The sequence below is a fragment of the Micromonospora sp. NPDC005413 genome, from assembly GCF_040606435.1.
GTDB lineage: Bacteria > Actinomycetota > Actinomycetes > Mycobacteriales > Micromonosporaceae > Micromonospora.
This window is the reverse complement of sequence record NZ_JBEXEV010000010.1, coordinates 87,675-103,121: the sequence shown is the minus strand read 5'-3', so window position 1 is coordinate 103,121 and position 15,447 is coordinate 87,675. Positions and strand designations below refer to the sequence as shown.

At 71.0% G+C, this 15,447-nt stretch carries 10 protein-coding genes; 3 read left to right on the top strand and 7 right to left on the bottom strand.

Translation table 11 applies throughout. The features are described from left to right. The first annotated feature begins 27 nt into the window (after positions 1-27). Positions 28-5,346: an amino acid adenylation domain-containing protein gene (locus tag ABZS37_RS14375; RefSeq protein ID WP_355168927.1), complete on the top strand. Its 5,319-nt coding sequence runs from the start codon at positions 28-30 to the stop codon at positions 5,344-5,346. 42 nt (positions 5,347-5,388) lie between these two features. Continuing rightward, complete coding sequence (locus tag ABZS37_RS14370) at positions 5,389-6,108, top strand: protein phosphatase 2C domain-containing protein (RefSeq protein WP_355168925.1); 720 nt, start codon at positions 5,389-5,391, stop codon at positions 6,106-6,108. Positions 6,109-6,172: 64 nt separating this feature from the next. Here the strand turns inward: ABZS37_RS14370 and ABZS37_RS14365 are convergent, their stop codons facing one another. The 4 genes from ABZS37_RS14365 to ABZS37_RS14350 all read right to left on the bottom strand — a co-directional run bounded on the left by ABZS37_RS14365 (position 6,173) and on the right by ABZS37_RS14350 (position 11,146). Continuing rightward, positions 6,173-8,848, bottom strand: a complete 2,676-nt coding sequence (locus ABZS37_RS14365; RefSeq protein ID WP_355168923.1) for a non-ribosomal peptide synthetase — start codon at positions 8,846-8,848, stop codon at positions 6,173-6,175. 56 nt (positions 8,849-8,904) lie between these two features. Continuing rightward, complete coding sequence (locus ABZS37_RS14360) at positions 8,905-9,747, bottom strand: mycofactocin-coupled SDR family oxidoreductase (RefSeq protein WP_355168921.1); 843 nt, start codon at positions 9,745-9,747, stop codon at positions 8,905-8,907. Further along, entirely contained in the window at positions 9,740-10,450 is a 711-nt protein-coding gene (locus ABZS37_RS14355) for an alpha/beta fold hydrolase (protein ID WP_355168919.1), read from the bottom strand. Before ABZS37_RS14355 ends, ABZS37_RS14360 begins: the two co-directional genes overlap by 8 nt. A gap of 339 nt (positions 10,451-10,789) precedes the next feature. Next, on the bottom strand, positions 10,790-11,146 hold the full coding sequence (locus tag ABZS37_RS14350) for a DoxX family protein (protein WP_355169051.1): 357 nt from the start codon (positions 11,144-11,146) through the stop codon (positions 10,790-10,792). A 521-nt stretch (positions 11,147-11,667) separates the two neighbouring features. On the opposite strand from ABZS37_RS14350, the gene ABZS37_RS14345 reads away from it, so the two are divergent. Further along, entirely contained in the window at positions 11,668-12,591 is a 924-nt protein-coding gene (locus ABZS37_RS14345) for a hypothetical protein (RefSeq protein WP_355168917.1), read from the top strand. Positions 12,592-12,615: 24 nt separating this feature from the next. Here the strand turns inward: ABZS37_RS14345 and ABZS37_RS14340 are convergent, their stop codons facing one another. Genes ABZS37_RS14340 through pgsB form a run of 3 tightly spaced genes read right to left on the bottom strand, consistent with a single transcriptional unit; the run spans position 12,616 to position 15,447 of the window. After that, complete coding sequence (locus ABZS37_RS14340) at positions 12,616-13,662, bottom strand: NlpC/P60 family protein (RefSeq protein ID WP_355168915.1); 1,047 nt, start codon at positions 13,660-13,662, stop codon at positions 12,616-12,618. A 25-nt stretch (positions 13,663-13,687) separates the two neighbouring features. Further along, complete coding sequence (locus ABZS37_RS14335; RefSeq protein WP_354996688.1) at positions 13,688-14,173, bottom strand: poly-gamma-glutamate biosynthesis protein PgsC/CapC; 486 nt, start codon at positions 14,171-14,173, stop codon at positions 13,688-13,690. Next, a complete protein-coding gene (pgsB, locus tag ABZS37_RS14330; protein WP_355168913.1) occupies positions 14,170-15,447 on the bottom strand; it encodes a poly-gamma-glutamate synthase PgsB in 1,278 nt (425 codons plus the stop codon). The genes ABZS37_RS14335 and pgsB overlap by 4 nt, the downstream gene beginning before the upstream one ends.

Genomic DNA, 15,447 nt, shown 5'->3' with positions numbered 1-15,447 from the left:
CCGAACCACGTCGTCGAAGGAATCGTCATGACCGTCACCTCCTCCGCCTCGCGGCCGACGCCCCGGCGAGCCCGGGCCACCATCGAGAAGCTGCCACTGTCCCTGTCCCAGCAGCAGATCTGGTTCGTCGACCGGCTCCAGCCCGGCACGCCGCTCTATCACATCCCGATGCTCTTCCGGCTGCGCGGCCCGCTTGACCTGTCGGCGCTGGAGGCGAGCTTCCGGGAGATCGTCCGCCGGCACGACGTGCTCCGGGCGGCCTTCCCCGACGAGCAGGGCGTGCCCGTCCAGGTGGTCACCCCCGCCGTGCCCGCCGGCCTGGTCGAGCTGTCCCGGCTGGACGACCGCACCGGCGACGACCGCACGAAGGCGCTCGACGCGCTGGTCGAGGAGGTGTGCGGCGCGGCCTTCGACCTGGTGTCCGGGTCCCTGATCCGGGTCGCCGTGGCACGCCTGGCCGAGGACGAGCACGTCCTCGTCGTCGTCTGCCACCACATCGTCTTCGACGGTGGCTCCCGCGGCGTGCTCCTCGACGAGCTGCGCGTCTGCTACGAGGCGTACACGCGGGGCAGCACGCCGGCCCTGTCGCCGCTGCCGGCCCGGTACGCGGACTTCGCCGCCCGGCAGCGTTCGGCCGATCTGTCCGACCAGGTCACCTACTGGCGGGAGACTTTCGCCGAGCCGCCGAGCCGGCTGCAACTGCCCACGACGCAGCCGCGCCCGGCCGTCCAGTCCCACCGGGGCGCCTGTCTCCGGGTCGACCTCGACCGGTCGTTCGAGGAGCGGTTGGTCGCCTTCAGCGAGGCCGAGGGGGTCTCGCTGTTCGCCACGATGCTCGCCGGTTTCGGTGCGGTGCTGGCCCGGCACAGCGGCCAGCAGGACTTCGCGGTCAGCGTGCCGCTGCTCGGGCGGCAGGACGCCGCCGACGATGCCCTGATCGGCTGCTTCATCAACACCGTTCCGGTCCGGATCGACGCGGAGCAGGGCCGGACGTTCCGGCAGCTGCTCGACCGGGTGTCGGACCGGCTGTCGGGGGCCATCGAGAACGGCGAGGTGCAGTTCGATCAGATCGTGAAGGCGGTGCGGCCGGAGCGCGATGCCAGCTACTCCCCGCTGGCGCAGGTCTCCTTCGGCCTGCTGGGCGACGACGTTCTCGGCACCCCGGAGCTCTCCGGTCTGCAGGTGGAGGCCCTGGACGACCCGCGGACCACCGCCAAGTTCGAGTTCAGCCTCGATGTCCTTCGCACCTCGAACGGGCTGCGGGTGGAGGCGGAGTACTGCACCGACCTGTTCGACGAGGCGACCGCGGCGCGGTTGGTCGGTCACTGGCGTCAACTGCTCGGCGAGGCGGTCGCCGCGCCGGACCGGCGGATCGACGACCTCGGCATGCTGACGTCCGACGAGCGGGCGCTGATGCTCGGCGAGTGGAACGCCACCGACACCGCGGCTCCGCCCGCCGTGTCCATGCACGAGCTGTTCGAGGCTCAGGCCGCCGCGACGCCGGACGCCGTAGCGGTGGTGGCCGGCGAGGATCGCCTGACCTACGCCCAGCTCGACCGGCGGGCCAACCAGTTGGCGCACGCGTTGCAGCGTCGCGGGGTGCGGGCCGAGACGAGCGTCGGCGTCTGCATGGAACGCACCGCCGGCACCATCGTGGCGTTCCTCGGGGTGCTCAAGAGCGGCGGCGTCTACGTGCCGCTCGACCCCGGCTACCCCGCCGAGCGGCTCGCCTTCATGCTTGCCGACTCCCGGGTCGACGTGCTGATCGTGGACGAGACGGTCCGCGACACGCTGCCGGCCAGCGCGGCCGGGCAGCTCTGCCTGGACCGGGACGCGGGGCTGATCGACGAGTGCCCGACCACCAAACCGCCCACCGCCACCACGCCGGACAACCTGTCCTGCATGTTCTACACCTCGGGCTCCAGCGGCGTGCCGAAGTGCGCGATGCTGACCCACGCCAACTACGTCCACTACGTGACGTTCTGGCGGGAGCGCTACCTGACCCAGACCCCGATGCGGGTCCACCTCCAGATGACCAGCTACGCGTTCGACATCTTCATCGCCGACGCGACCCGTGCCCTCTTCACCGGGGCCACGCTGGTGGTCTGCCCGCACGACGTGGTGATGGCACCCGACCGGCTGTACGCGCTGATGCTTCGCGAGCAGGTCAACAGCGCCGAGTTCATCACGCCGATCCTCGCCGCGCTGGTCGACCACGTGGAGTCGGTGGGCGGCCGGATGGACTTCCTCGACCTGCTCATCGCCGGCAGCGACATCTGGTACGCCGGTGACTACCTGCGGGCCCGACGGCTGTGCCGCCCGGACACGAAGATCATCGCGGCGTACGGCCTCAGCGAGACGTCGATCGACAACACCACTCTCGACGGTGAGGAGGTCGGCGACGACCTCACCGGCATCGTTCCCATCGGCCGGCCGGCGGACCGCACCCAGATCTACGTCCTCAACGACCGGTTCGAGCCCTGCCCGATCGGCGTCGCCGGGGAGCTGTACGTGGGCGGCGACGGCGTGGGCCGGGGCTACCACCGGCGCCCGGACCTGACCGCCGAACGGTTCCTGCCCGACCCGTTCAGCGGGATCCCCGGCTCCCGCCTGTACCGCTCCGGCGACCTAGCCTGCTACCGCCCGGACGGGATCCTGGAGATCATCGGGCGGGCCGACAACCAGGTCAAGGTCAACGGGTACCGCATCGAGCTGGGTGAGATCGAGTCGGCGCTGCGGGCACACCCGGCGGTCGACCAGGCCGTCGTGCTGGTGCACCACGGCACGGCCGGGCACGCCCGGCTCATCGGCTACGCGACGTTCCGCGCCGGCACGCGGTCCCACGCCGAGGCGCTGCGGGACCACCTGCGTGGCACCCTGCCGGGTTACATGGTGCCGTCCGTCGTGATCACGCTGGACGAGTTCCCGCTCAACGCCAACGGCAAGCTCAACCGGCGGGCCCTGCCCGATCCGGCGGAGCAGACCGCCCCGACGCAGCGCCGGCCGCTCAGCCAGACCGAGGACATGCTCGTCGCCGTCTGGTGCGACGTGCTGGGGGTGACCGAAGTCGGGGTCGACGACAGTTTCTTCGCCCTCGGCGGCGGCTCCCTGCTGATGACCCAGATCGTCGCCCGGGTCCGACAGGGCTGGAACCTCGAACTGCCGGTGCGGTCGATCTACCACGCGCCGACCGTGGCCACCCTCGCCGCCGAGATCGACCGGGTACGGCGGGAGCGGGCGAGCATGCCCACCGCTCCGCCGATCACCGCCGGTGAGCGGGTCACGGCCCGGCCGTACCCGCTCTCCTTCGCCCAGCAGCAGCTCTGGTTCCACGAGCACCTGGACCCGCAGGGCGCTACCTACCTGGTGCCGACGGTGCTACGGCTGCGCGGCGAGCTCTCCCTCCCGGCGTTGCAGAGCGCCTGGGACACGGTGCTCGCCCGGCACGACGTCCTGCGTACCGTGCTGGTCTCCGTCGACGGTCAGGTGCAGCAGCAGGTCACCGCTGCGCGGTCGCAGCCGTTGGAGGTCGTCGACCTCGCCGGCCTGCCCGTCGACGCGCGGGAGGAGGCGGCACGGCGACACGTCGAGGAGGACGCGCACCGACCGTTCGACCTCTTCGCGGCGCCGCCGGTACGGGCCGGGCTGCTGCGTCTCGCCGAGGACGAGCACGTCCTGCTGGTCACCGCGCACCACATCGCCACCGACGGCTGGTCCGGGCACGTCCTGCTGGACGAGCTGTCCACCGCGTACGCCGCCGCGCTGCGCGGCGAGCCGGCCGAGCTGCCGGCGTTGCCGGTCCAGTACGCGGACTACGCGATCTGGCAGCGCGCCTTGCTCGACGGTGAGCTGGGTGCGGCGCAGGCCCGGTACTGGCGGGCGGCGCTGGCCGACGCACCGGCCGTCGTCGACCTGCCCGTCGACCGGCCGCACGGCGACCTCACCGGCTACGCCGGTGGCTTCGTGCCGGTGACCGTGGCTGCGGAGACGGCGGACGGGCTGGTCCGGCTGGGCCGGCGGCACCAGGCGACCGTCTTCATGACCCTGCTCGCCACGTACCACGTGCTGCTGCACCGCTTCACCGGGCAGCGGGACCTGGTGGTCGGCGTGCCGTCGGCGAACCGCACCCGGGTCGAGGTGGAACGGCTCATCGGCTTCTTCGTGAACATGCTGCCGATGCGGGTCGACGTGGACGGCGAACTGACCTTCGCCCAGTTGCTCGACCGGGTACGGGACGTCGCCCTCGACGCGTACGCGCATCAGGACCTGCCCTTCGAGCGGATCGTCGAGGAGGTCGCCCCGCCCCGCCACCCGCTGCAGAACCCGCTGTTCCAGGCCGCCTTCACGGTGGACGACCCCGCCCGGGACGCCGCCGGGCTGCCCGGCCTGGAAGTCACCGAGTGGCCGGTCACCCTCACCACCGCCAAGTTCGACCTGGGGCTCTTCCTGACCGGTGGCCCCGAGGAGATCACCGGTGTCTTCTCGTACCGCAGCGACCTGTTCGACGAGGAGACCGTGCGGCTCATCGCCGACTCGTGGCTGGGGCTGCTCGACGCGGTGCTTGCCGACCCGGACCGCCCCGTGGCCACGCTGCCACTGGCCGGCGCGGACGCCCCGGCGGACGACCGGCTGGTCCTCGACGGCCACGGCCAGCCGGTCCCGCCGAACGTGGTCGGCGCCCTGCACGAGCGGGGGCCGGACGGCAGCCTCACGCCCACCGGGGAGCTGGCCCGACGGCGGCGGGACGGCCGGCTGGAGCCGGTCTGCCGAATGGACGAGGAGGTCTGGGTCCGTGGGGCCCGCGTCGACCTGGGCCTGGTGCGCCGGGAACTGGCCGGCTTCGCCGGGCTCCGCGACAGTCAGGTCACGGTGACCGGGCCGGAGGGGGCGCGCGTCGTGCGCGCGGAGGTCGTCCTCGACCCGTCGACCGACCGGCGAGGGCTGGTCGAACACCTGCGAAAGAGGCTGTTGCCGCACCAGCGTCCCGAGCTGGTGCTGCACGACGGCCCTTCGGTGGCCGACGGTTCCGCCCCGACCGGCGGGGAACCGGCGGCCGATCCGCTGGTGGACCTGTTGGGGGCGATCTTCGCGGAGTTGCTGGAGCGCGACGACCTCACCGACGACGACGACTTTTTCGCCGCAGGCGGTTACTCGCTGCTGGCGATGCAGCTCGCCACGACCGTCGGTGAGCTGCTCGGCGAGCGGGTCTCCGTACGCACGGTCTTCGAACACCCGACTCCCCGGTCGCTGGGCGCGGCCCTGTCACCCCGGTTGTCCCCCGAGATGCGGCAGCGGCTGGCACAGGCGGCGCTCGACGTGGCGGAGACCGGTCCCGGCGAGGCCTGACGGAGCCACCGGCCGATCTACGACACGAGGAAGGACACGGACGTGGCTCTCACGCTCGTCAGCGCGGTGGTGAGCGACACCGGGCCGTACCGGACGAACAACGAGGACGTCGCGATCGCCGGGCGGCGGCTCGCGGTCGTCGCGGACGGCATGGGTGGGATGCCCGACGGCGAGGTCGCCAGCGATCTCGCCGTCCGGGCCCTGGCACCGATGGAGCGCCTCAGCGCCGACGACCCGGTGGCGGCGCTGCACGCCGCCTTCAACCGGGCCAACGAGGCCATCGGGGCGGCCGCGGCCGGGTCGGCCGAGCGTCAGGGCATGGGTACGACGATGACCGCGCTGCTCGCCTCCGGCAGCCGCATGGTCGTCGGTCACGTCGGTGACTCGCGGTGCTACCTGCTGCGGGACGGCCACCTGCGCCAGCTGACCCGGGACGACACGTACGTCCAGGCGCTCGTGGACCAGGGGGTGATCCGGCCCGACCAGGCGCGTACCCACCCGCACCGGGCGCTGGTCACCTGCGCCCTGCAGGGGACACCTGTCGAGCCGGCGATCACCGTGCTGTCCCACCTGCGCGGCGACCGGTTCATGCTGTGCAGCGACGGCCTCACCGACGAGGTGGACGACGAAACGATCGCCCACCTGATGAGCACCGTCGAGGAGCCGTACGAATGTGCCGCGGCCCTGGTGAAGGCGGCGATCGCCGCGGGCAGCCGGGACAACGTCACCGTCCTGGTGGCCGACGCGGAGCCGATCGACTGAGGAGATCGCACCGGCCCGGTCCCCGGGCGCGGCCGGCTCGGCCGGACCGCGCTCGGGGCCGGGTCTAGCGGCCCGCGGGCTGCGCGTCGAGGTGACCGACGAGCCGGCGGATGCTGGGATGGCGGTAGAGCTGCCGCAGCGGCACCGGCGTCATCCCCCGGCTCCGCATCGCGGCGCTGATCCGCACCGCCAGCAGCGAGTTCCCGCCGAGCTCGAAGAAGTCGTCGTCCTCGCCCACGGCCACCCCGAGCACCTCGCTCCAGACCGTCCGCAACACGCTGGCCAGGTCTTCCTCGCCAGCCGGGGACGGTGAGGGGGTGGGCTGGGCCGGCGCCGCGTCGGCAACCTGCGCCCGGGTCGGCTGGGTCGGCGGGGGGAGCCGATCGACGTCGAGCTTGCCGTTGGGGGTCAGCGGCAACGTCGTCACGACGGTCACGGTGGCCGGCAGCATGTAGTCCGGCAGGACGGTCGCGGCCCGGCGCCGGAGCTCGGCGGGTTCCGCCTCGGTCACCACGTACGCGTCGAGCCGCGCCGTGGCGGCGTCGGCGGGGTCGTCCCGGCGGGCCACCACGGCCGCGGCCCGCACCCGGGTGTCCTCCAGCAGCACGGCCCGGATCTCGTCCAGCTCGATCCGGAACCCGCGCACCTTGACCTGGCTGTCGATGCGGCCAAGATGCTCCAGGGCGCCGTCCGGCAGGAGCCGACCCAGGTCACCGCTGCGGTACATCCGGCCCACGCCGTGCGGATCCGGCACGAAGCGCTGATCGGTCAGCTCCGGCTGGTTGAGGTACCCGGCCGCGACACCGACCCCGCCGACGCAGATCTCCCCGGGTACGCCCACCGGCGCCGGCCGACCCGCCGCGTCCAGCACGTAGAGGTGCCAGCCGGGCAGCGCCGGCCCGACGGACCTGGACGCCGACAGGGCGTGCCCCCGGTCCAGGGTCTGCGCGGTGACGTGGACGGTCGTCTCGGTGATGCCGAACATGTTTACCAGCCGGCAGGCCGACTCCGGATGCCGGTCCAGCCAGCGCAGCAGCATCCGGGTGTCCAGCGGTTCACCGCCAAACACCACCAACCGGGTCACCATCTCGTCGTGCGGCACGTCGAGGAGCTGGGCGAACGCCGACGGTGTCTGGCTGAGCACGGTGACCCGCTCGGCCACCAGCAGGTCCCGGAACCGTTCCGGCTCCCGGGACACGAAGAACGGCACCACCACCAGCCGCCCACCGGTCAGCAGGCAGCCCCACATCTCCCAGACCGAGAAGTCGAAGGCGCTGGAGTGGAAGAGGGTCCACACGTCGCTCGGGCCGAGGCCGTACTCGCCGCGGGTGGCGTCCACCAGGGCGACGACGTTGCGGTGCGGCACCACGACGCCCTTCGGGCGGCCGGTGGACCCGGAGGTGTAGATGACGTACGCGGGGTCGTCCGGGCCGACCGACGGGAGCAGCACGTCGTCGTCGGGAGTGGCCACCAGGTCGGCCGGCCGGACCGCCGGCACGACCGCCGGGAACCCGTCGAGCCGGGTGACGACGAGCCGGACCCCGGCATCCCGCGCGGTGTGCGCCAGCCGCTCGGAGGGGTACGCCGGGTCGGCCGGCACGTAGGTGGCGCCGGCCTTGAGCACGGCGAGCAGGGTGCAGACCAGTTCGGCCCCACGCTCCAGGCAGACGCCGACGCGATCCCCTCGCTCGACGCCGGCGAGCCGCAGCCCGTGCGCCATGCTGCTCGACCGCTCGTCCAGCTGCCGGTAGGTCAGCGAGTCACCGTCGTCGGTGAGGGCGACGGCCTCCGGATGGGAGGCCGCCACCAGGCCGAACGCCTCGTGCACCGGGCGTGGGGTGGTGACCAGCGCGGGCGCCGGACGTCCGAGGGCCACCACCTGGGCCGACGCGGCTGGAGCGAGCAGCTCCACCGCCGTGGCGGGCAGCTCGGGGCGGGTCAGCACCTGCCGGTGGACGTGCTGGAGACTGTCGACGAACTGGGCTGCCTGCGGCGGAGTGACGTCCCGCAGCGGGTGCTCGCAGTGCACCTCGACACCGCCGTCCGGGGTGGACTGGACGGTGACCGCCAGGGCGACTCCGGGCAGGCGGCCGGGTCGGTACTCGTCGCCCACCGGCGCGACGAGCGCCGCCGTGTCGAGCGTGGCGGCGACCGGTCCGCCCACCGGCGGGCACGGCCGGCTCCGCAGGTCGCCGAGCGTCCCCTCGACCCGCACCTGAACCGCGGCGGCACCGACGCCGATCAGCACCTGGCCGGTGGCGTCGTGGCCCCGATACCCGTCGAGGGTGACGGCCAGGGCGGCGAGCCAGCTGGCCGGGGTGCCGGCCTCGGCGGCGGGAACCGTACGGCGCACCGCCCCGTCACCCGTACCGCTTCCGTCGCCCATTCCCCAGCTGGGCGGGGGTCCGGCGGTGAGCGCCGACGCGCCGACGCCGGTACCGCCGGCCACCGGCTCGTCGGCAGCGGCCGGCACGGCGCCTCGCACGGTGGCGGCCAGGTCGCGCAGCGCGGAGACTCCGAGCCGGGCCCGGTCGGCCAGCACCAACAGGTCGCCCACCCCGTCGGCGTATCGGAGCAGCACGGCGCGCGCCCCGGCGGCCGGTCGCGTCAGCTCCCGCTCACGGAGCCGGACGGACGCCGGGTGCTCGGCGGGAAACGGGCACTGCTCCACCCAGAGCGGCACGTCGCCGACGGCGGACAGCCGAGCCGCGAGAGGGCCCGGGTCGGCGGGCGCGGTCATCCGGATCCGCACGGCGTGACACGACGGGACTGACGCCACTGCTCTCCTCGGTGCGGTCATCGGATGGAGAATCCACCGTCCACGGTCAGCACGGACCCGGTGACCTGACGCGACTCGTCACTGGCCAGGAACACCACCGCCGCGGCGACGTCCTCGGGCTCGATCAGCGCGTTCATCGGCTGGGCGCCGACGAAGGTCTGTTCGTGCTCTTCAACGGGCACGTCGAGCGATCGGGCGATCTCGGCGAGCATCCGACCCTCGACCTCCGGGGTGTCCCGTACCGAACCGGGGCAGATGCTGTTCACCCGCACCTTCATCGGCGCAAAGTCGAGCGCAGCCGCCTTGGTCAGCCCGATGACGCCGTGCTTCGCGGCCACGTAGCCGGCGAAGTTCCGGTAGCCGACCAGGCCGGCCGTGGAGGCGATGTTGATGATGCTGCCCGACCGGCGGGCGCACATCTGCGCGCCCACCAACCGGATCATGCGCCACGCGCCGGTCAGGTCCACGTCGATCATGAGGTCCCACTCGTCCTCGCTGATCTCGTGGGTCGGCTTGCCGGAGGGCGCGGCGATGCCGGCGTTGTTGACCACCACGTCGATCCGGCCGAAACGGTCGATGGCGCGATCGGTCGCCTCCCTCAGCGCGGCCATGTCACGCACATCGGCGGTGACCGGCAGCACGGCGGCGCCGGCCTGCCGGCACAGCGACCCGGTGTGGGCGAGCTGGCTCGCGGTCCCGAGCGGGTACGGGACCCCCGGCAGGTCGGCGCAGGCGTCCAGCAGGACGAGATCCGCCCCGTTCCGCGCGCAGGCCACGGCGGCGGCCCGGCCGAGGCCACGGGCGGCGCCGGTGACCAGGACGACCTTGTCAACCAGGCGACCGCAGTTCGGCTCAGCCAAGGGTCGAGGCGAACAGGCGGACGACCGCGGGTGCGGCGTCGATGAGGTACATATGGCCGCCCGGAACCTCGTGGTACGTGAAGTCCCGGTCGGTCGCCTTGGACCAGCCGGCCGCATCCGCGGCGCTGACCAGGCTGTCCCCGGTCCCGCGCAGCGACGTGATCGGCACCGGCAGGGGATCCACGGTGCTGGGCAGGTAGTGCTCGTGCATCTCCACGTCCGCCCGAAGGGTCGGCAGCACGAGCTCACGCACCTCGGGGTCGGCCAGCGCCTCGTGGTCGAACCCGGCGAACTCGGCGACCCCGGGGAGGAAGTCGTCGTCCGGCAGGCCGGTGATCCGCCGGGACCGCTGCACCGACGGCTGCGGCGAACCGCTGACGAACAGATGGCGCACCTCGAATCCGGGCAGCCCGCTGAGCCGGTGGGCCAGCTCGTACGCGAGGACCGCGCCCAGGCTGTGCCCGAACACCGCCACCCGTGCCGGCGTCGTCACCGCCGCCAGCAGGTCGGTCAGGAGGCTCTCCGTGGCGGCACGGGCGTCCCGCAGTGGCTCCTCGTCGATCCGGCGTTCCCGGCCCGGTAGTTGCAGCGGGAGGATCTCCAGCGTGCGACCGGCGAGCTCGCGCCACGGGTGGAAGAAGGAAACTCCGGCGCCCGCGAAGGGTACGCACACGACGATGGTCTTGCTCGGGTCGTCAGTCAAGGGGGGCTCCATGCGGCGTCTACACAGCCTTGATCGGCGGGTGGCGATGGGAGCGTTGGTGCCTGCCATTCGACGACGCGGCACGGGCCCGAAGGCAGCTCGCCGTATCACTCGAGATGGGCAGGCGTGGCGATCGTCGCCCGCTCCCCTCGGTGTCGGCAAGCCTAGCAAAGAGCCAGCCTGGACGGTCGGCCGTGACTACCCCCACCAGGCATCGTGGACGGTATGTCATGGAGAGTCGGACCGTCCCTGGCATCCGTCCGACCCGTCTGACGACGCAAGGGTCAACCCGATGCTGCGCGCTGTCTCGAACGCAGTCTCGGCGGTCGCCGCTGTGGATCACCAGGGGCCGTGGTAGGCCAGGTTCACCACGAGAGCGGCCACGACGGTCGCGAAGAAGACGGCCCATCCGACGAGTTTGCGCGACCCCACCCGCATGTGGGCGATGAAGGCGCCGATGAAGTACAGCACGAGGCCGAGCGAGGCGAGCGTGCCCAGCACCGGCACCAAGAAGCCGGCCAGCAGGCCGAGTGAACCCACCGCGAGCGTCGCGCCCAATCTGGGCATCCAGGAGATCGGCAGGCGCTTCATCTCCATCTGTTCCCTGGGGTAGGCATGATTGATCAAATACGTGACGGCGGCGATGCCTGTGAAGAGCGCAGCGAGGATGTTGATCGTTACGTAGGCGGCAAACACGTGATTCCCTTCCGTTGCAATGAGGGACACCAGACGACACCTTCCGGTGTCGATTCGTGGGATCGACCCGAACTTCGTCGTACGACGTGGGTTCCAAAATCGGGCGATTAGCGTCCATTGTGGAGCTGATGCGGTCGCGGACCGCTCAACTGCCACTGTCTCGGCACTGGGTCACGAGCCTGTCCAGCGGGCCGGGTCGGCCTCAGGCCGGCTCGAACGGGGCGCGGGGCCCAGTAGGGAACCGCTGGGAGATCGGCGAGGTCGGCATCGGTCACACGACACCTCGGTGAACCGTCGGATGAACGGAACCGTCAACCTATAGGCGTGGCGAGGACTTCGTTGGCCTATATGGCCTTTGGTGCTATTCGCCCTGTAATCGGACAGGTCGGGGAATGTGGTGCGGTCGGGCGCAACCATCTTCGCTGTCGGTGCGGCGTCGTTGTCGCCGGGTCAGGTCAGCTCGGTACTGCGTTGGGACGAGCCGGAGCAGACGCCCGGGCATGATCGGATAGCCTGCACGGGTGCGTACACCGCTTCCGGCTGTGAGTTCAACTCGCCGCGGACTGTTCGCGGCGGCGACGCTGGCAGTGCTCGGGTCGGGGGCGTGCGCCGACGCCGAGCCGGAGTTTGAACAGCAGCGAGGGCCTGATCCTGAGCTTCTGATCGATGAGCTGACCGCCGGCCTCTCCCGGGACAATCCCTACCGTGACCCGGACACGGAGGAACGGGCGGCGGCCCGGCGGGCAGCGCGATCGCTGGTCACCGATCCGAATGCCGGCGCCGACCTGGATCAGGTCTTCGGCGACCTCGGCTTCCGGGCTCACCGTGGGGCGGACCCGGTCACCGGTCGGCCGTTTGACCTCTACCTCGCCGAGGGGTCCGACGACCGTTCCTGGGGTGCCGTGCTGGTGGACCGGAGCGCGACCCCGCGCACGGTGATCGAGGTGCCGCACCCCGGCTTCGACATCAATACGGAGAAGCTGGGACTGGCGTTGTACCGGAAGGCGCCGGCCAGCGTGCTGCTGGTCGCTGGGGCACACCGACAGGCCGCCGACGGCGACGCGGACGTTGCCCACAACGATCGGTCGCTGTTCCACGCCCTGGCGGCCGAGTTCGCCAAGAACGGCCTGGACCAGATCCAACTGCACGGCTTTGCCGATCGGAACCTGCCCACGTCCGACGCGGTAGTGTCGACCGGTTCGGCTCCGGTGACCCCGGTGGCCCGCCGGATCGCGGATGGCCTCTCCGGGGCCGGGCTGAACACCTGCCGGGCGTGGGTGAAGAAGTGTGGCCAACTTGAGGGCAAGACCAACGAGCAGGGCCGGGCCGCAGCGGCACTGGAAGCCGTCTTCATTCACCTGGAGCTGAGCTGGTCTGTCCGCCGGGAGGCCGAGGCCCGTAACCGCGTCGCGACGGTGCTCGCGGCACAGCTCGCCGTGGCCTGACCCGCTGGTGGGTTGCTGTCGAGGTCAGATCCGGCGGGCCGTCCGCCAGCGCAGGGCCCAGTAGCCGGTACCGTCCAGGATCGACTCACCACCCAGGTCACCCATGGTCGGGCCGTTGGCGGTGGTGCGGCTGGAGATGAACCGGTGGTGCCCCCGGTCGTCCACCCCGAGGTACATGCCGGAGTGCTCGATGTTCGCGCCCTGCACCGGCCCGGCGTTGAAGAATAGAAGATCGCCGGGGAGTAGCCGATCCAGCTCCCGGGCCCGCTTGCCGGTGTTCGGCATGAGCAGCGCCCCTGGTCCCACCGAAGCCATCGCGGTCGCCCGTCGGGGCAGGCCGGGGCCCGCGTTGTTGGTGCCGAGCAGCGGATAGCCCATCCGGTAGCCGTAGACCATGCGCAGGAAGCCCGAGCAGTCCAGGCTACGGATGTGCGACGCTGTCGGCTTCTCCTTCTTGTCGGGGAACTCCCACGACACCCCGAGGTAGTCGTAGAAGTCGGAGTTTTCCGCGCGACCGTCCGGGTCGATGTCCGAGAGTGGCCCGAAGGCGGCGTCGCCGGAGTACTGCCGGCCCTTCGCATCCTTCTTCGGCACGGCGACGTAGGTGTACTCCCGGGCCACCGCCAGCACATCCGGCGAGCGGTCCGTGCGGGCCTTGAGGAACCAGTCGGTGAACCACTTCTCCTTCTCGGCCCCCGCCCGCCACTCTCGGGGGGCGAGTCGCACCCAGAAATTGGCGGGCACCTTGGCCTTGGTGAACCGTGCCTCGGCGAACGTCCGCTGCGGGCCGCTGATGTGCATCGTGCGGGAACCGTCGGTCATGATCGCGACGGTCTTTCCCTTGGCGTCGATCATCTGCGTCCGGTTCGGCTCGGTCAACCGTCGGTAGCTGTAGCCGGAGCGAGTAGGCGCGGCGGCCTGCGCGGCCTGCGCGCCGAGGCTCAGCTCGATCGGATCCGCCGCGGTGTGCCGGACGACGACGTAGGCGAAGGTGCTACCACCACTCAGCAACGCGAAGGCGGCGACGGTCATCAGCATGGCGCGGCTGCGGGAGTAAGTCCGGTAGTTCATGCCTGTCCCTCGTCGGTGTGTGGCCTCAGGTGACCGGCACGAAGCCGGCCACGACGCCGCTGAACGCCACCCCGTAGGTGATGACGGTGACCATGACGGTGGCCAGCACGGTTGCCTTCGGCGGCTGGCGCACGAGCTGGTAGGCGATCAGTCCCGGTGCCACGAAGCCCAGGGTCTGGTGCGCGAAGAGCAGCGGCAGGTCCCGTTGGACGATCACGAACAGCGTCATCTGGAGGAGGACGCTGAGCAGGACGATCGCGGCGAAGAGACGCTTGCCGTAAAGGATCACGGTGCGCTGCATCAGCCGGGTGAGGGCGTAGGTGACGACAGTCATCACCACGATCACCGCGGCTTGGAGCGGGTCCTCGATCAGCGCGAGCGCGATCCAGCCCGGCGTGATCATCCCGCCGGGCGAGAGATTCGTGGTCAGATAGCAGAGCAGCGCGAAGACCAGACCGATGCCGAGGCAGGCGGTGGCCAACTGGGCGCTGAGTTCTCCTCCGAATGTCACCGGTAGGTCCTTCCCAGGAACACGGTCTCGCCGTCCACGGCGGAACTGCGCGTGGTCGGCGGACGGAGCATCGATTCGGCACGGGTGCGGTCCTGCGGTTCCCAGCTCGGCAGGGCGGCCAACTCGTGCAGCAGCACCTCACCCTGCCCGTGGATGTTCCCGACGGCGACGATGGAGGCATCCTCCGGGGTTACCGCCATGACCTCGCTGATCAGCCGCTCCGATGGGAGCTTGCCGCCCAGGTCGACCACCCGGCTCTGCAACTCGGCGGGAACGTTGACCCGGGCGCTGCGGGTCATCTCACCGATCAGCACGATGCGTTGCGGCTGTACCCGGCCGGCGAGCGTACCCATCTGCCCGTTTCGTTCCATCCGGTCCGGTCGACAGTTGATCACCATGGTCAACGGCTTGCTGATCAGCCGCTGCTTCTCCAGTTGCTCAATATTCATGTACGTCGACTCCGGGTCGTTGGCGGCGAAGATGTTGGCGAACCGGACGCGCTTGTCGCCGTACAGAACCCGGGCCACGGAGAGCACTCCCGGATCAGGCGGCGCCGACCACATGCCGGTGAGCGCGCTGTGCCGGTCGACGCCGAGCTGTTCGGCAACGGCGAGCGCGATGGCCACGTTCTCCTTGAAGGTGATCCAGCCGAAGCCCGACATCTCCTGGTCGGTCACCGACTCAGGGTCGACCGCGATCAGTCGGCAGTTCCGTTTGGCTGCCTCCTTCTCCAGGATCGCCAGCCGGTCCTTCTCCGCCGTGATGCAGATGCCGTCCTCGGGCATCGACCGGCTCAACGACCGGGCCACGTCGTCGAGGGTCGGCCCCATCTCCGCGAGGTGGTCCTCGCGGACGTTGCAGAGCACCCCGATGGTGGACCGGATGAGCTTGCTCTGGTTGATCTCCTGCAACGCCGGCATGACCGCCATGCACTCGATGACCAGCGAATCCGGGTGGTAGACGGCGGCCCGCCGGACGATGCCGATCTGCTCGACCACGTTGGCGATCCCGAACTTGCGGTGTACCGGCTCCTCGCTGGCATCCGGGAAGATGAACCTCGCGGCGGTGCCGGTGGTCTTGGCCACCACGACCTTGCCGCCGCCGCGCAGCGCGCCCGCACAGAGTCGTGTGATCGAACTCTTGCCACGGATCCCGTTGACCAGCACGCGGTGCGGGATGGTGTTGAGGTTGCGGTTGTGGTTCCGCTGTTCGATCACGCCAGCCACCAGGAGCGCGAGGCAGCAGAGACTGTAGACGGTGTAGAGGTAGAACAT

What these genes read in the sequence shown, in the direction of transcription:
- ABZS37_RS14375 (WP_355168927.1), top strand. Translation starts at nt 28, where the DNA reads ATGACCGTCACCTCCTCCGCCTCGCGGCCGACGCCCCGGCGAGCCCGG.
- ABZS37_RS14365 (WP_355168923.1), bottom strand. Translation starts at nt 8,848, where the DNA reads ATGACCGCGCCCGCCGACCCGGGCCCTCTCGCGGCTCGGCTGTCCGCC.
- ABZS37_RS14340 (WP_355168915.1), bottom strand. Translation starts at nt 13,662, where the DNA reads ATGAACTACCGGACTTACTCCCGCAGCCGCGCCATGCTGATGACCGTC.
- pgsB (WP_355168913.1), bottom strand. Translation starts at nt 15,447, where the DNA reads ATGTTCTACCTCTACACCGTCTACAGTCTCTGCTGCCTCGCGCTCCTG.